The sequence below is a fragment of the Paraglaciecola sp. 2405UD69-4 genome (genome assembly GCF_047525415.1).
GTDB lineage: Bacteria > Pseudomonadota > Gammaproteobacteria > Enterobacterales > Alteromonadaceae > Paraglaciecola.
Window position 1 is genome coordinate 683,078 of the sequence record NZ_JBLIXM010000001.1, and the last position, 16,922, is coordinate 699,999.

17 protein-coding genes are annotated in these 16,922 nt (G+C 41.1%); 14 read left to right on the forward strand and 3 right to left on the reverse strand.

Annotated features, from left to right (window positions below):
* The first annotated feature begins 256 nt into the window (after positions 1–256).
* The 10 genes from ACMUMK_RS03060 to ACMUMK_RS03105 all read left to right on the forward strand — a co-directional run bounded on the left by ACMUMK_RS03060 (position 257) and on the right by ACMUMK_RS03105 (position 5,961).
* A complete protein-coding gene (locus ACMUMK_RS03060) occupies positions 257–1,063 on the forward strand; it encodes an alpha/beta fold hydrolase (protein ID WP_414699650.1) in 807 nt (268 codons plus the stop codon).
* Between the two features lie 42 nt (positions 1,064–1,105).
* On the forward strand, positions 1,106–1,537 hold the full coding sequence (locus ACMUMK_RS03065; RefSeq protein WP_414699651.1) for a hypothetical protein: 432 nt from the start codon (positions 1,106–1,108) through the stop codon (positions 1,535–1,537).
* A gap of 92 nt (positions 1,538–1,629) precedes the next feature.
* Positions 1,630–1,998 (forward strand): hypothetical protein, encoded by a 369-nt coding sequence (locus tag ACMUMK_RS03070; RefSeq protein WP_414699652.1) that lies wholly within the window; start codon positions 1,630–1,632, stop codon positions 1,996–1,998.
* Between the two features lie 23 nt (positions 1,999–2,021).
* Positions 2,022–2,384 (forward strand): hypothetical protein, encoded by a 363-nt coding sequence (locus ACMUMK_RS03075; RefSeq protein WP_414699653.1) that lies wholly within the window; start codon positions 2,022–2,024, stop codon positions 2,382–2,384.
* An 89-nt stretch (positions 2,385–2,473) separates the two neighbouring features.
* Entirely contained in the window at positions 2,474–2,848 is a 375-nt protein-coding gene (locus ACMUMK_RS03080; protein WP_414699654.1) for a hypothetical protein, read from the forward strand.
* A gap of 80 nt (positions 2,849–2,928) precedes the next feature.
* Positions 2,929–3,432 carry an RDD family protein gene (locus tag ACMUMK_RS03085; RefSeq protein ID WP_414699655.1) on the forward strand — a complete coding sequence of 168 codons (504 nt, stop codon included), beginning with the start codon at positions 2,929–2,931 and terminating at the stop codon, positions 3,430–3,432.
* A 65-nt stretch (positions 3,433–3,497) separates the two neighbouring features.
* Positions 3,498–3,818: an Imm58 family immunity protein gene (locus ACMUMK_RS03090; protein ID WP_414699656.1), complete on the forward strand. Its 321-nt coding sequence runs from the start codon at positions 3,498–3,500 to the stop codon at positions 3,816–3,818.
* Between the two features lie 383 nt (positions 3,819–4,201).
* The gene (locus ACMUMK_RS03095; RefSeq protein ID WP_414699657.1) at positions 4,202–4,447 is read left to right on the forward strand and encodes a hypothetical protein; all 246 of its coding nucleotides are present in this window, start codon (positions 4,202–4,204) and stop codon (positions 4,445–4,447) included.
* Positions 4,448–4,504: 57 nt separating this feature from the next.
* Entirely contained in the window at positions 4,505–5,311 is an 807-nt protein-coding gene (locus ACMUMK_RS03100; RefSeq protein WP_414699658.1) for a helix-turn-helix transcriptional regulator, read from the forward strand.
* A gap of 89 nt (positions 5,312–5,400) precedes the next feature.
* Positions 5,401–5,961: a YbhB/YbcL family Raf kinase inhibitor-like protein gene (locus ACMUMK_RS03105; RefSeq protein WP_414699659.1), complete on the forward strand. Its 561-nt coding sequence runs from the start codon at positions 5,401–5,403 to the stop codon at positions 5,959–5,961.
* Between the two features lie 91 nt (positions 5,962–6,052).
* Here the strand turns inward: ACMUMK_RS03105 and ACMUMK_RS03110 are convergent, their stop codons facing one another.
* The 3 genes from ACMUMK_RS03110 to ACMUMK_RS03120 are packed head-to-tail and all read right to left on the reverse strand — an operon-like array spanning position 6,053 to position 11,387.
* On the reverse strand, positions 6,053–7,645 hold the full coding sequence (locus ACMUMK_RS03110) for a hypothetical protein (RefSeq protein ID WP_414699660.1): 1,593 nt from the start codon (positions 7,643–7,645) through the stop codon (positions 6,053–6,055).
* 32 nt (positions 7,646–7,677) lie between these two features.
* Positions 7,678–10,197, reverse strand: a complete 2,520-nt coding sequence (locus tag ACMUMK_RS03115) for a LamG domain-containing protein (RefSeq protein WP_414699661.1) — start codon at positions 10,195–10,197, stop codon at positions 7,678–7,680.
* Entirely contained in the window at positions 10,197–11,387 is a 1,191-nt protein-coding gene (locus ACMUMK_RS03120; RefSeq protein WP_414700319.1) for a hypothetical protein, read from the reverse strand. The genes ACMUMK_RS03115 and ACMUMK_RS03120 overlap by 1 nt, the downstream gene beginning before the upstream one ends.
* An 814-nt stretch (positions 11,388–12,201) precedes the next feature.
* On the opposite strand from ACMUMK_RS03120, the gene ACMUMK_RS03125 reads away from it, so the two are divergent.
* From ACMUMK_RS03125 to ACMUMK_RS03140, 4 genes are read left to right on the forward strand one after another with little or no spacing between them, the layout of a single operon-like run.
* Complete coding sequence (locus ACMUMK_RS03125) at positions 12,202–14,916, forward strand: hypothetical protein (RefSeq protein ID WP_414699662.1); 2,715 nt, start codon at positions 12,202–12,204, stop codon at positions 14,914–14,916.
* The gene (locus ACMUMK_RS03130; RefSeq protein ID WP_414699663.1) at positions 14,916–15,716 is read left to right on the forward strand and encodes an SH3 domain-containing protein; all 801 of its coding nucleotides are present in this window, start codon (positions 14,916–14,918) and stop codon (positions 15,714–15,716) included. Before ACMUMK_RS03125 ends, ACMUMK_RS03130 begins: the two co-directional genes overlap by 1 nt.
* Positions 15,686–16,324: an outer membrane beta-barrel domain-containing protein gene (locus ACMUMK_RS03135; RefSeq protein WP_414699664.1), complete on the forward strand. Its 639-nt coding sequence runs from the start codon at positions 15,686–15,688 to the stop codon at positions 16,322–16,324. The genes ACMUMK_RS03130 and ACMUMK_RS03135 overlap by 31 nt, the downstream gene beginning before the upstream one ends.
* A gap of 34 nt (positions 16,325–16,358) precedes the next feature.
* Complete coding sequence (locus ACMUMK_RS03140; protein WP_414700320.1) at positions 16,359–16,913, forward strand: TlpA family protein disulfide reductase; 555 nt, start codon at positions 16,359–16,361, stop codon at positions 16,911–16,913.
* The last annotated feature ends 9 nt before the right edge of the window (positions 16,914–16,922 follow it).

The following is a 16,922-nucleotide window of genomic DNA, read 5'->3' on the forward strand; positions in this document are numbered from 1 at the left end:
AATCGTGGTTTGATGGGCGTCGTTCAGACGGGTTTATTTTTATTGCTGGTTTTGCGCTAATAGTTTTGTGTCTTTGGGATATGCTAATCAAATCAATTCATAAGCTTAAAGAAAAAAGGAATTAAATGGCAGTGTCACATAACAAAAAAATTATGTCGCCCGCAAGCGGGCTGGGACACAAACAAGCAGGCGGCTTCGCCATTATCGCCTGCCTGTTTGTGCCCCATATTTAGGCGTTAGTGTTACAGGTGGACTCGTGAAATTTGGATGGTTATTTTTTATTTTTTTTCTTAGCTTGGACTCATTAGCTGAGATTAGTTTTGTAAAAGTAAAAGGTTATGATGTCGAATACGAAACAAAAGGAAAGGGTAACAGCATCATTTTTTTAGAAGCTGGAGGCTCAGCTGGTTTATCTGATTGGGACCAGATTTTTGAAGAATTAGCTAAAGAAACAAAAGTTATTCGTTACTCAAGAATTGGTAATGGAGGTTCGGAGAAAATTAAAAAAAATTACAGTTCTGAGCAATATTCCGAAGAGGCATCTTTACTACTTGATGCATCAGGTATAAAAAAACCAGTTGTTTATGTAGCACACTCTTATGGTGCTTATATTGCGAGAAGATTTGCATCTTCATACCCAGAAAAATTATCTGCATTAATGTTAATTGAGCCAGCCTCAGAACATGACGTTGATATAATGCGTCAAATTGATTTAGACAAAGCTGAAAAAGAGATAGCTCAAATTAAACTTGATGATTTAGTCGACGGAATGTCTAATCAATATTTAGATTTTTGGTCAAAACGTCCGCTACCAGATTACCCCCAAATACCTAATATTCCTATTACTGTAATTGCATCGACCAAAAAATTTGTTAACCCCCCTGTATTATTCTTCACCGATAAAGGGCGGGAACTGTGGGGAAAACTGCATACAGATTGGGTAAATGCCTTTCCGCAAGGTAAAATCGTTTTAACAGAACAAAGTTATCACTACCCTCAAAATGAAGAACCAGAAATGGTTGTATCAGAAATATTGGAGTTGTTGTCTAGAATTAAACACTAACAAACCGCTTAAGTCGCTCATTGCATTCGCTGGGACACAAACATGTGGGCTGTCTCGCTTTGCTCGTCAATTATAGCCCACATATTTGTGCCCCTTAGCGGGGCGTTAGGTTTCAGGAAGAAAATTTTGAAGACAAAGGCTGTTTACATTTCTTTTTCTCTAATTGTGGCGTATTCGATATTTTCTTATTTTGCTCCCGAATACATTGCAGATAATGTTCTTAGGCTTCATGAAACCAGAGAACAATCACAAGTGGTTTATGAAGAATTAATCAAAGTAATTCAGGAAGCAGATGAACCATTGACTGAAGATATGGCAATATCTCTAGTCACTGAAAAGTTAAACTCTGAAACAGCAAGAATGGATGATACATACGCGCTCGTTGACCTTCTCAAATCAAAAACTTTTATATTGTTTGGACTCCTACTAATTCACATTTCAGTGTTGGTTAATGCACTTCGGTCAAGCAAATGAAACCTAACAAGTGACTATGGTAGGAGCTTTACTCGCTGCTAGAGCGTCCCTAAAATCTACATCTGTTATACGCCATAGCGCTCGAAGACAAAATGAAGTTCACCGACCTGAATAGAATAGTTAATACAGATAGTGATATTGAACTTTCAGTTAAAAATTCAGATTGGACAGAAATCAAGAGCCTTGTCACCGCACCCGCTGGTTGGCTTACGGAGCAAGAATTTAGTTCAATTTTTAGCGGTATGTCTAATCAAATAGTTTTTGCCTTTGAAAGCTTTGAACGAATATCTAAGTCTACTGGTATCAAGAAACGCCTATCATCTCACTTTCTTTTAAATTGGGATAACTTTGATGCTTTCCAACGAAATACAGATATTTTGTTTTTGTATTTGGTTTCAAGTGACTTAGCTTGGGTATTTTACGGTAACAGAGATAAGTGGGCTTTTTCTGAAGGGCCATAACAAACCGCTAATAGTTCTTATTGATGTTATTCAAGCCGACAAATTGGAAAGGTTGGGGATATTTTACTGCTGACGATTACGGAATGCATTTTCCATCTAGTCCGTCACCAAGTGACAAGCCTGAATTTCTTTATGTAAGTTGGGGTAAGGTCGAAAACATCGAGGGTGAAAAGCTTTATGGTCGTGTCTACGGAGTTTCAATTGAATTAAACATTTCTCAACGAGAAGTGGAGCAGCACTTTAGTCAAGTATACAAAGCCAATAAGCTTTTGGACTTTAAGCAAATGAGAGGTGAATACTTCTTAATTGCATACCCTAACAATGCATTTCAAAAGCTACCAGTGGTGGTGAACCGGCTTCTTGAAATAAAGGCCGCAAGCATATAATTGGCGGGTTAAATATTACAAAGGGTTGATGGTTAGGTTCGTAGTATCATTTGCATATTTGTGCATCTAAGTGAGGTGTTGGAAAACTAATGTTTAAGCTTGCTAGTTGTATTCTTGGCGTGTTTGCACTCATTGGTTTGTGGGTGATTATTTCCTTGGGTTTTCAAAGCTCTGTTAGTGCTGTAATTAGTGTTTTGCTTTATGTGTTGATACCTGGATATGGGGCCTATGGTATTTGGGTTAAGAGTCGAAATGCAATACTTATCACCTTGCTGTGTTTTCTTTGGCAAAGCATCAGAAGTGTAGGCGATGCTAGCTTGATTCCTTATATTGCACCTATATCTATGGCTGTTCCAATTGGTGATTTTGAAAATGGGCAAGGTTACTTGGTTGATTTTTTTGCCCTTTTTATGGTGCTGTATCTTTCCTATCTATTTAAGCTTGTTATTCGCTTTCACAAATGAATGCAGAGTTTTTATTGCTTGCCTTCGGTTAAAAGCCATCGTATTTTCTATTTAGCTTTAATCTAAATATCGAGTAAAAAATGGAAAATGAAATATATAAATCACCGGAAGCCGAGTTAGTCCCTCAAGTAGACGATATTGATAATGAGTTAGCCTCACGGGGGGCTAGGTTTTTAGCATCAATTATAGATTCGCTAACAATTTTACCCATATCATTAACTATTATGTATTTAACTGGAGGCTTTGAGGGTATTGCTGAAGGTCAACAGCTGTCAATACTTTATACATTAACTTTGGCATTGGTTAGCACAGTCATTTTTTTACTTATACACGGCAAAATCATGCTTAGAGATGGTCAAACCTGGGGTAAAAAATCACAAAGTATAAAGATTGTTACCGTGGATGGTGAGCATGCGGACTTAAAAACTTTAGCTAAGCGTTATGGTTTTTATTGGGTGATCCCTCAAATACCTCTAGTGGGGCAGTTTATAAATTTAGTTAATGTTCTTTTTATATTTAGTAAATCAAAACGCTGTATTCACGATCATGTTGGTGGGACCAAAGTGATTAAAGCTCATAAATAGCCCCGAGGGAGCCATTTTAGTTAGGTGCTTAGTAACCAAGTTTTTACTTTATAAAAGGCTGAATTGTGTTTAAGAACAAATGGAAGTTATCATTTTTTGTTGCTGTGACACTGCTAATTTTATCTAATTTATTTTGGTTTTATGCCGTAGTTGATCAAGCTGTAAGCTACTCGTATCTATCGACTTCAAATGATGATGCAAATAACTCAATAAAGTCTTTGGGTGAGTTAATAGTCAAAGGTGCAGATAAATACACGCAAAAAGATATTTTGCACCTACTTCGTCAAGTTAACCCTGATGAGTTTATTGTTGAAAAGGGGAATGTGATAATTACTGAACATTCTAAATTTACTTTTGAAAACGGTAAGTTAGCAAGAGTGGAGTAAGGGGCTTGTGATTGTTAACTGGCCACGGTGAATTTGGATTTTGCCAGTGGCCTAAGCCTCATTTTTTGGCATTAAAGGCGCAGTTATGAAAATTAAACCTTCAAAATCACTGCGCTTAAAAATGCTTAGAAGCATCATTATTTTCTGCGCAATTATAGGTTTTACTTGCTACGTTTGGTTTACCTCTGTGTACGAGTGTATATCTATTTTCCAATGGGATTTTTGCGGCACTGTGGGCCAAGGGGAGCTAGTATATTATTTAGTTGCCTTTGACTCGCTACTGGGAATATATCTTTCGTTACCGTTTTTCAGTTATTTTTCAACTAGAGATATTTTAAAGATAAAGAATCCTAATAAATCAGGTCAATGACATGGAGAACTATATGAAAGTTAAAGTTTATGAATTTCATCCCTTAGTGAAATTTAGCGCTTATGTAGGGGCCTTGTTGTGTTTGTTTTTCTCTGTTTTTGGGTTTATTGCCGCTGTACTTGAATTGCCTGATATATGGGAGAGTTTAATGGGCATTAGTAAATCTTGGTTAGTCTTGTATTTGTCATGGAGCTTTTGGTTTGCGGCTAAGTTCAGTACAAACCCTGTCAAAGCCAAGCCTTTCAGTAAAAGTATTTAGGTTTGTTGAAGTTATATTTAACCTTGTTTAAGCATATTACTGACAGATAGGTAGGCCGTGGCAACTCTTATTGATGTAATTAACAATTCACTCGATGACAATAGTAAGCAGCCCTTTAGTGTTTACACCTCGGTTGAAGAGCAGCGGCTCTTAAACGTACCAATTGCAAAGCCTTTGTTGATTGTTGTTCTTAGTGGTTACAAAGAGTTGGGGGTGAATAGTGATATCACTTGCGAGGCGGGGCAGTTTATCTTTTTGCCAAGTGATAGCGCTATAGATATGCGTAACATCCCGCAAACAAATCGCTATTTCGCTTTGTTAATTGAGTTTGACCATGAGGATTTTGCTGGGTTACAAATTAATGGAGTCAGTGCTAAAAAACACTATATAGGCAAAACGAGCCCGACTTTAATGGCGTGTTTGCAACAATTTGTAGAAAGCGCAAAGTGGGCGCCAAGCCAGATATTGTCATCACGAAAAAGAGAGCTACTTACTTTGTTATGCCACCTTGGGCATACTGATATTTTATCTTTACTTGCGAATCCTCAGTTAAAAGATCGATTACATAATATGTTTATCAACCAGCCAGGGTGTGAGTTATCAGTTCAAGCAATTTGTCAGAAATTAGCAATGAGCGAATCAACCCTTAGGCGTAAATTAAAACAAGAATCTACCAGTGTCCAAGAGATAAAAGATAAGGCGCGGTTAGGTTTAGGCTTACATTTACTGCAAACCACTAAGCATCCTGTTGGCATAATTGCAGACAAATGTGGCTATCAGTCCCAATCTAGGTTTACTGAACGATTTAAGAAACAATTTGGTTTAACGCCGTCAGAGCTTCGTAAAACACAAGTGGCAGAATAAGGCGAAACAATGATTGGTTTGGTACTAAAGTCTCAGTTAAAAGTACCATAGCATAGCTTTTCAATTAATACCGAGTAAGGAGAAACACAATGGTTCACTCAACAAAGCTGATTGCTGCATTACTAATGGGGGCGTCTACTGTGGCCCATAGTAATGACCCATTTACATTAATGAGCAATGATATTGCTCAGGGTGAGTTTATGGATAAAGCCCAAGAATATAATGGGTTTGGCTGTTCTGGTGATGATTTATCTCCTCATCTTAAGTGGGTGAATGCTCCAGAAGATACCAAGAGCTTTGCTATTACAGCTTATGATCCTGACGCTCCAACGGGCAGTGGCTGGTGGCATTGGCAATTAGTGAATATACCAAAAGATACATCAGAGCTAATAACAGGGGCAGCAAGCCTAAAAGAGAGTGCTATTCCTAAGGGCAGTATGCATGTTAGTAATGATTATGGTGCGCCAAGTTTTGGCGGGGCATGTCCACCTGTTGGCCATGGTGTGCATCACTACCGCTTTACGGTTCATGCTTTATCCGTTGAAAAACTAGCGTTACCAGAAGATGCCTCTGGGGCATTGGCGGGGTATATGATTAATGCGAACACTATTGAAACTAGCTCTATAGAAGCATTGTATAAACGAGATTAACTTTACTTTCTTGGGTGATGTTAATCTTTAGCCCTTTGTGCCAGGCTTGTCTTGGCCGGGCTACAAAGGGACATTCAATGAGGGGTATTTTTTAGCTGTAAGTGCCACTCACTATAGGCTCGAACGCGGTTAGGCTATCCATTAGGGCGCTGTTACCTAGGCCATGGGTTGGGAACAAACTTGCAAAGTTGCCCTGTTCACCATGCAGGGCCATGTAGTTAAGGATCACAGTTTCAGCTAAAAGGTTTACGTTATTTGCTGCTGGGCTTGACGCGGTTTCTACCGATGCATCGCTACGCATGTAACCAATTTGTTGGTGCTGAGCTTGAGCGTCTGGCGTAGCACCAATTAGCTGAGGTGTACCGCCGGGGTTATACACTAAGAAAAACGATGAAGCGGTAGAAGAGTTATCTCCAGTCCATACGCCTTTACCTCTGCCGTCTAGAGAGTCATCTATCATACCGTTGCTGGCAACTGAGCCATCACTGCAAACATACATCATTAGTGGTACGCCAACTCGTGCTGCATATTCTAAACAAGCACCCATACAGCGACCAGCTCTTAGGTCTCGGGTTTCGCCTGTGGCGCGGTTACCCGTGTGGTAGTCAAAACCACCCATAGTAATGGTACCAGCACCAGCAAAGCCGTTAATAACAAGTTTCATAGTGGAGGCTGTTTTTTGGAATTCAGAGTCATTGTCAAACTCTTCTTGGGTGAATATTCCATTGTCACCTACTATATCTGGGTCTAATTCTGGGTTTAAAGTTGAGGGATCGCCAAATCTATCGGCAATGTCTGCGCTTTTAACATAACCGCAATTTACTAAATCTTTAAGTACGTCATCTGTGGTAATTTGGGTATTCACTTTGCCTAGTTTCATGGCACTAATACGCTGAATTGATTCCATCACTGTGACTGAGTCTTGTTGGCTTAGTAGGCCGATTAGATCCCCTGTATCAACAAGACCAGTTACGTCTGATGGGCGGTCAATTTTAGTGGGGCGTTTAGCACTATCAATCATAGAGCTGGGCGACATAGAGTTACCGCCTGAGTCTGTGTTTCGGGAACCAATTAAGGTCAGAAGTGAACCGTCTGAGCCTGCTTTATTTACGCCATACATAGGATTGTGTGGGTTGTTGCCAGTGTCGTTCTCAGAGCGGGCAGGTATGACTGCACCGTTAATGTTTGCTCGGTTAGTAACACTAAGCTTATCTTGAATTCCCCTTAAAAAAGCACTGTCTGAGTGAAAAGCTAAACCAAGTTCGGTATTGATATAGTCACTTAAACCGGTATCAGGGTTGGCAATAGATGGGATCATGTCGCCAGGTAAGCCGAGCTTGCTGTAGCCCGCTGTGCTTAAAAAGTCTTGTTGGCCGCCTTGGCCACCAACTAGCACATTAGAACCAGAAATATTGGCACCGCCTGCTAAATCAAACACGATAAAGGGGATTTTTCCAGCGCCTTGAGTGGCAATACCACAACTATTTTTTAAAGATTCCAAGTCGGAAGATAGAGCTGCATGGGCTTTGCGTGGGTTAGCAAATAAACTAAGAGCAGAGCCGCTTAGCACTGTCCCTACACCTGCCATAAAGCCTTGTGCTATGAAGTCTCGCCTTGTCATAGGTTTAGCATGGCAGGCATGATACAAAGGTTCGTCTGGACTCAATGTTGGTTTATGCTTCATGTTTATACTCTTTTAAACTCTATCTATCGTGCTTATTGAAGTGTGATGGCGGCACTACCTAGTGCGCCGGCACAGACTGCTTTAACAACGGTTTTGGTATAATTAGCGTCACAAGATTTACCTTGGCTGCAGTCTGTTAACCTGTCTATAAGGGAGTTTAACTCAATTTCCACGTCACTATTGTCGGGTTGGGTTTCTAAATTTATACCTAATATATTTTCAGATATGGGATTGAGTACTAGGCTTCTATCTTGGGTTTCAAAAGCGGTAGATGCTGCTTCATCAAAGTCAAAACCACTGAAGTAATTTTCTCTAAGCTCTGGGGTCTCTACTAGCTGATCACAGTACTTTATAGCCAGTTGGGTAACTGCCATTTGGTTTGATGCTAAGAAGCTACTTATATCAGTGACAGACGGTAACTGTTGTTTCAATGTTTCAAAGGTGGTTTTGACGGCGGTATTGTTAGTCGGAACACTTGTAGCCGCTGCCATACTGGCATTGATTTCGATAAAGTTACGTATGCCGATATCTGGTTGTGGCTCTAAATCTGTGGCTTCGGCTGCTGCAGCTGGGTCCGCTTCTACGACCACATTGGTTTGGTCTCCAAGCACTTCAAAGGTTAAGAAGAACTCGTCTAGCTCAGCGCCTTTCTCTATGGCTACAATTGTCCCTAGGTTAGATAAAACTTGGCCTTCATTGGGTGTGTAGTCAGAGTCGGTTAGTTGAGTATCTAGGTTTTGAAATACCTGACCTACCGAGGCTTCACGGCCATTTATACCGATACGCATGCCTGCAATTGGGATATTTCCTATGCTAGCTGATTCATCTAATGAGATAAAAAATGGTTCGCTAAATAAATAGCTGTAACTGTCATATTGGCTGACTTCTAACACAATATAACTTTGAGGAACTTCAGTGATTTCACTCACCTCAAATAATAAGAAGAATTTCTGGCCTATGCCCATGTCAAAGTTTTGGACAATTTGCTCTGCAGATAATACTCGATTATGAATGGCAACCATTCTAATTGAGCCTGCCCACGGAATGTCACCGGATACCTCATTACCTAACACAAAGGCGTAGCTGTCGTTCCAGTCACTAAAACCGCCAGCTTGAACATTGTCTAAATTACCAGTGAATTCACCATTTACAAAAATTTGGCGGCCGTTGATAGGATCATAGTTAACCACAACATGCTGCAGGCTGGCTTGCAGTATCTCATCAGCATCTGAGGTTGATAAAGCGGGTTGGCCGTCTAAATCTGTTTGACTGGTTCTTAAAAGTACATCGTAGTTGTAAAGACTTTGCCCAAGGGTAAAGTTACGGGTGGTATCACCACCTGAGTAACTAATGATTCTGGCAGGACCTTCTTGGGTGACATTAGCAGGCACAACCCATGCTTCTATTGAAAATTCGCCAGTTGCTGTGATGGAGTCATATATTTTTTTACTATTGGCGGTAGAGCCTTGTGCTTTTCCGTCTGTGAGCTTTATGCCCCAACCACTTAGCCATTCCACATCGCCGTTTAGGGTTAAATCTAATGCGGGTTCAACGCCACTGGTGTCAAATGCTGTGCTTCCAGAGCCGGCTTTGAATTCCCATTTAGCTATGGCGTTGGTTTCATAACGACCACCCCCAGTTGCCAGTGTACCTTCGTAAAGAGTTAAGGCTTTACTATTGATAAGAGCTTCATCTAATTCGGTTACATCTATTTCTGCTGACATAGCAAAGATGGCAGTAATTAAGTCTGAGGCATTACTCGAACAGTCTCCCCAGCAATTGTGGAACTCATCTCGAATACGCTCAACAAAGCGAGAGTTTTCTGGAATATCCAAATTGATACGGGCCTTTGATGCCTCATATGCTTCGTCTAAGTCACTGGAAGCAAAATAAGGAGAGATGGGTATGGTGGCTGAATTGGTATGGCAGTTTGCGCAATAGGTTTCTAGTAATGGATATACGGTATCGGTAAATAGTTCGTTGGACGCTGGAAAGTTCTTATTGGCTCCAGGCTCTTTGGCTGCTGGCGCTTCAAGCTGGATTTCGTTGGCAATATTTTCAGTTTGAGCCCAATTGCTTACCCAGGTAGTCATGATATCGGCACAGGCTTCAGCGCTACTTAACCAACAATTATGACCTTCAGAAATTTTACTTACTAGCACTGAGTCTTTAGGTGAAGCCAAGTTTACTAGTGAGCTTGCCTCTTTGTAGGCTAGGTTAATATCATCATTTCGTACAAATGCTGGTGACTGCGTATTTTGTATGTGGCAGGCGCCACATCTACTTTCTGTGCTGATGTTGTCCCATAAGGCGACTTTAAATTGGGTGACATCTTGGGTGGATGCAACCGGTCCAGAGTAGCTGGTTGCTTCTACTGGAGTTGACGAGCTTAATGGGTTTTCAACCACCGCTGTGGTGTCTGAGCCACAGCTACTGACCAATAAAACTAAGGCAACCAAAGGGAATGAATATTTGAGCATATTGTGTGCGTTGTACTGGGCTACTTTAGCCAACATTTGGGTTATTATTGGGTAGGTGTTACTGCTCATCATTATTCTCCCTTACAGTAGTTGGCTGAGTCAGCAAACACCTGCTTAATGTTATAGCCGCTGTTGGTAAATGTACTCGTCATAGCTGAAATCTCGGCTCTATCTGCGGCATCTTGAGGGCTACGTAAACAAACATTTTCAAACACTTTGGTTACCTGACAGCTTGCAAATTTTTCGCTGTTTGCAAGCTCTTGACCCATAGTTTTAGCGCCGTTACCACTTGCAGGTAATGACTCATTCCACCCTAGGTTTTTGTTTAATCCTTCACGCCAATAATTACTCCAACTGTCGTCGTGGGTGACATAACCAAAAGGAAAGTTATTACTGTTGATATGATATTTACCTTGCACCTGGGAGCCGGTGTCTGGGTCTACTTGTGAGCTGGTGTTGTATTGTAACGCTCCGTATTCACCATCTGGATCTGACTCTGGGTCATATTCATAATCGTAATAGGCAAAAGCTTGTGCAAGAGGGTCCATTCCTGAGTGGCACCCAATACAAGAGTTATTAAAGATACGGCTGTCGCCTCCCGGGCTACGACTGATGTCTTGTCGAATGCGGTCTGGGCTGCGAGTGGTGTCTTTCACTCCCTCTAAATCGGTACACATATGATTGATTAATGTAAAACGGAACATCGCTCGATTGGTTCCGTCTTTAAAAAATGATTTTGCTGCGGCCCGTGTGGTCATAACTCCTGCAGATGCACTTGATGGGATCCCTGTAACAGAAGATTGGGTACTTGCTTGCAGTACTTCTTTTAAGTCTGCGTCTATATCGTCTAGGGCTTGGTAGTGATCATTACTGGTGATGGAGTAGGCCGGCACATCTACACTATCGTTTGCGACATACAAGATATCGCCGCTGAGTATTTCTCTGAAGTCGATGTCGTCTCGTATCATTCCTATTACAGTGGCAGTGTAATCATTGAGTGGCGCAAACACGTCCGCTTCTTCGTTGGTCCAAGGGGTAACCCAATTTTTAAGGGTAACAGAGTAAAAAGCAGAATTTTCCATGGCTAGGTAAACGGCGTCGTTAACATTGCCTTGGTCAATAAGTTGAGTCATGTCATCAAGTACTTCAGCTGTAGGAGGTATACCTACAACGCGGTCATGGATTCGCTTGGCTTGCTCTCTTGAGCCTGCAAAACTAATTGAAGGAGTTAAGGTACTGGCGATTACAATTCCCAAAAGCATATGTTTGCTCATGTGCTTTAGCGTGTTGTAGTGTTTGTTAACAAAGTTCAAATGCGGCTCCCATGACTGCTTGGAAATACTCAAGCAAAATGTCTTGAGAGAGTTTTAATTAATTAAATGAATTGCCACAACATACGATCTCGTAACTAGGTCTAGTATTTAATACCCAATTTACAGGCTAACTATTTTCTATGGCTTTACACACCTAGCATCCGTGCTTCTCTGGTGTTTAATCGGATTTTCAATTTTTGGACTATTAGCATGAAGTGGGCCATGGTTTCGCACTCATACTCGTATATGCCATTAGCGACGTTAGGTTATAACTTAAAGCGAATAACGGACCTGATTACGTAGCTTTTTGTAGACTTGAGATTGTGATGATTGACATGTTTTTTAACCAAGTTTTCAGTAACGTATTGGAAGAAACCAAAGTACATGAGGCTTTAGGCAGGTGTGTTGGTTGGCTAGTTGCTGTCGTTAAAAGGGCACAGGCACATGTTATTAAAAGGGATATCTTTTTTATTTTAGTGTTTATTGGGAGGAATTTACCGAATGCTTCTTAAAGGTATTAAAAATCATCCCCTATAATGGTTTGATTTGTTGTTGCGTCAGAAAGTTAATGTAAGTATTCATAAAACTTTATAGGTAAGTTGCATTCGGTAGACAGTATTTATTGATTAAAGTTACTGATAATCTAAATGCTACCGATAAAGAATAATGTTATGACCTTAGAATGCTCTTTTTGTAGGTTATACAGCAATTTATTTGGAGACATAGAATCAATAGTTGGCGTATTACAGGTATCAATAAACGTATGTTTTCGGACCTAGTTTTTGGCTCTTTAAAGCACTCAAAACCCTCTTATGGATTGAGTGCATTTTTGTGTGTATCCCTTTTTAGTTGTGGCAACGATTCTTTGTTACTCACAGAACAAGAGCCTGATCCTGTAGTGGTAGATGTGCCTATTGCCTATATAAAACGTATCACTCCACTAGATGACGAACAGGCTCTTATCCAGCAAAGTATCACTCGCCCAGCTGACTTTATTCCTGGTGCCAGTTTATATATTAAAAGTAGAGCAGCGGTAAGTGCCACTGAAACCAATATCTCTGCTGCGGCCTTTTTTACTGAAGAACAAATCGCTGGGAATGCGCCTGAACTTGAGACCTATGACGTTAAAGATTTAAATGTGTCATATGATGGTGAGCGTTTGATTTTTGCAATGCGCGCACCAGAAATTGCAGACGCGGACGATGACGAACAACCCACATGGAATATTTGGGAATATGACTTACCAAGTGACTCGTTACGACGGGTGATTACCTCAGACTCTGAAGCTGAATTTGGCCAAGACACTGGTCCTGCATATTTACCCGATGGGCGAATTGTATTTAGCTCTACACGCCAGCAGGCTAATCAGGCCATTTTACTTGATGAAGGAAAACCCCAATACCAAGGGTTAGATGAAGATCGTAGTCAAATAGCCTCTGTGTTACATGTTATGGATGCTACAGGCGAGAATATACAGCAAATATCATTCAACCAAAGCCACGATTTAGGCCCTACTGTGCTTAACTCGGGGAAGATTTTATTCAGTCGCTGGGATAACGCAGTTAACAATAATACTGTGAACCTATATCAAATGAATACTGATGGTAGTGGCCTTGAAATTGTTTATGGACGCCACAGTCATAACTCAACACGCAGTGATGACTCGTTACAGTTTACACAATTAGCAGAGCAACCAGACGGTAGTATTTTAGCTGCCTTACGTCCTTTTAGCTCAGACCGCTGGGGTACAGATTATGTGAATATTGATGTAGAAAACTACATTGATGACACTATGCCAATAGCGTCTCAAAGTGGCTTAGTAGGCCCTGCTCAAACCCCTGCAATTTTTGATAATGTATTGATAAATGGTGATATATCACCTGGCGGGAGTTTTTCTGCTGTGTATCCATTGTGGGATGGCAGTGAGCGGATCTTATTTAGCTGGAGTCAATGTAGAGTGTATGACCCAGAACTAGAAGTGACTGCAGAAGCACAAATTCTGCCATGTGATGATAGCTTATTAGCTAACCCTTTGATTGAAGCCGCTCCTTTGTTGTACGGGCTATGGATGTATGATCCAGTTGATAATACGCAATTGGTGATCAATGTGCCTGAAGATGATGTTTTTTACACTGATATTGTGGCCATGCAGCCAAGAGCTTTCCCGGGTAACGCTATTATTGCTGATGAGTATGACCAAGACTTGGCTCTAGATGACTTAGGGAGAGTGCACATTCGTAGTGTCTATGATTTTGCAGGTATAGATACTAGCCCACAAGGGATTGCTGCATTGGCGGATCCTACTCAAACAGCTGTAATTGATAGGCCCGCAAGGTTTTTAAGGGTGGTAAAGGCAGTGTCACTCCCCGATGATGATGTACGTGATTTTGATAATTCTGCTTTTGGGCGCAGTACTGCACAGTTGATGCGTGAGATCATAGGTTATGTGCCAGTGGAGCCAGATGGGTCGGTATTGTTTAATGTACCAGCTAATGTTCCTTTGAGTTTTAGTGTACTGGATAAAGACGGGAAAAGAGTAAGTGGGCGTCATCAAAATTGGTTGCAGTTTGCTCCCGGTGAAGTGAAAACCTGTAATGGCTGCCACACCCAAAACAGTGAGCTACCACATGGCCGCTTAGATGCCGAAGCCGAAAGCATTAATTTAGGGGCCACTAGCTCGGGCGGAGCCTTTCCTAATACTAACCCTGCTATGTTTACCGATGTTGGCGATACCATGGCACAAACTGCCGGTCGAGTCTTAGGTGTTAGCTACCCAAGCGCAGACATTGTATTTGATGACGTGTGGACAGACCCTGAAATACAAATTCCACAAGAAAGTTTCACCTTTGCCTATGCGGATTTACAATCTAGCTTGCCCATAAGCAATAGCTGCGCTTTGAATTGGACATCTTTATGTCGCATTGAAATTAATTACCCCGATCATATTCAACCTTTGTTTTCGCTAACCAGACAGGTGTTTGCTGAAGACGGCGTAACCCTGATAGAAGATAGAAGCTGTATTAGTTGCCATACTCCTGATGGGGCTGACGATTTAGCACAAGTCCCTGCTGCACAATTAGACTTAAGAGGTGTTGCCTCTAGCGATGATCCAGATGTTTTTACTAGCTATCGTGAGTTGATGTTTACAGATAACGAGCAAGAATTATCAGACGGGATCTTAATTAATCGCTTAGTAGAAGTAACAGATGCAGATGGAAATATAGTGTTTGAAGTCGATGCAGAAGGTGAGCTGATTTTGGATGCAGATGGTGAGCCTATCCCAGTGACAGAGCTAGTAAATGTTGTTAATAGTATGTCGCCCAATGGAGCGGCATCTAGTAGCCGCTTTTTCGATATTTTTGAACCTGGTGCTAGCCATGATGGCTGGTTAAGTCCCGCTGAACTGAAGTTACTGTCTGAATGGTTAGATATCGGTGGCCAGTATTACAATAATCCATTTGCGGCGCCTGCTAACTGATGTTGCCTTTAGCCGCAAAACCTCGTACCTGTAAGGTCGCTATGACTTTTTATCCCCTATTTTATCTGAAATATTTGGCTGCGGTCAGCCTTTTGATATTTACCCAAGCGGTTTTAAGCGAAGAGCTTATTCAAGTTAAAGTGGTAGAGCCCTATTTAAATATTCACTCTGGTCCTGCTGGTGGATACCCAGTGATACATGTTGCGGCAAAAGGGGAGTGGGTTACCGTTTTAAAGCGACGTACAAGTTGGTTTAAGGTGAGTACATCAGATGATGTTCAAGGTTGGATTAAGCAAGATGATTTGCACTTAACCGAAAGTAGCCAAGGTAGCGCTGTTAAATTGTTTGATGGGTCATTTACCTCTTTTTCTCAGCGAGACATGGAATTTGGCATGTTAGGCGGTTCTTTTGATGGTACGCCATCGCTTACTTTGTTTGCAGATTGGATTGCCACAGAAAACATTAGTGCGGGTTTGAGTCTTACTCAAGCGTTGGGCGACTTATCAGAGAATCAGTATTTTTTGGTTAATGTACAACATACTACGTTTCCCGATTGGAGAGTTTCCCCTTATTTTAGTTTAGGTGTAGGGAAGATACGAACTCAGCCAAGGGCTAATCTAGTGCAAAGTGGTGACGAAGCCCGAACCAGTGATTTATATGCAGTGGGTGTGGGCCTTAGGTATTACTTGGCAAGAAACTTTTTAGTGAAATTAGAATATAAAAATCTGCAGGCCTTAACGAGCCGAGATGAAAACGAGGAAATAGAAGAATGGAAATTGGGTTTCGCAGTTTATTTCTAGCTGTACTGTTTTGTTTAAATTGTACTAATTTGTTGGCGCAAGAGTCGGTTGAAGCCGGTACCTTGATTGAGCCAAATATAAAAAGGCAGGACATCAACGAAGCCAATATTGATTCTGAGAATTTTGAGTTTGGTGCCTTTGCTGGGGTGATTAGCATTGAAGATTTTGCTTCTAGTTCCTTGCTTGGATTGCGAGCGGCATATCATATTAATGAAGACTTTTTTGTTGAAGCCAGTTATGGCCAAGCTGAAGCAGGCCAAACTAGTTTTGAAGTGCTAAGTGGTGGTGCGCCTTTTTTAACTGAAGATGAAAGAGACTATCGTTTTTATAATGTGTCTTTTGGGTACAACCTAAATGGTGAAACCTTTTTTACCGACAATTTGATTTTTAATTCAGCAACTTATTTTACCTTAGGTGCAGGAAGCACTGAATTTGGTGGCGATGAACGCTTTACTGTGAGTTTAGGCGCAGGATACCGATTACTTATTACAGATTACTTTGCCTTACATTTTACGATGCGAGACCACCTATTTAACTCCGAGTTGATTGGTGAAGAAAAAACAACACACAATATCGAATACAGTTTGAGTGCGACGTTTTTCTTCTAACTAAGCGCTTTTATCAAAAGAGAATTTTATGAATATGACTTCGAAAAACAGAGTATTTCTTTCGGCCCATGACTCAGCCTTATCTAGTATTAAATTTGTAAGTAAGTGGCTAAGTGCAAGCATAGTGTTGCTGGGATTAAGTTTTACGGCAACTGCTGCCTCGACTCAGAAGGGGCCTGCACCAGATTTTACATTAGCGAGCAAAGCTCACGGTAATGTTCGTTTGCAAGAGCAAATAGGCAACGTAGTGCTGATTAACTTTTGGGCATCTTGGTGTGGGCCATGTAGAGAAGAGTTACCCTATTTAGAAGCCCTACAGCAAGAATATGCAGATTTAGGGTTTGTCATTTTAGGAGTAAACGTTGACGAAGACCCTGCTAAAGCTGACATATTGTTAAACGATATTCCGGTGAGCTTCCCTGTGTTATTTGATAGCAATGATACAGTCAGCAAACTTTATGAAGTAAAAGCTATGCCTACAACCGTATTAGTAGATAGAGATGGCAACCAACGTTTATTACATCATGGTTATAAAAGCGGAGACGAAGTGAAATATAAACAAGCAGTGAAGGCATTACTGCGAGAGTAGGAGAGTTTC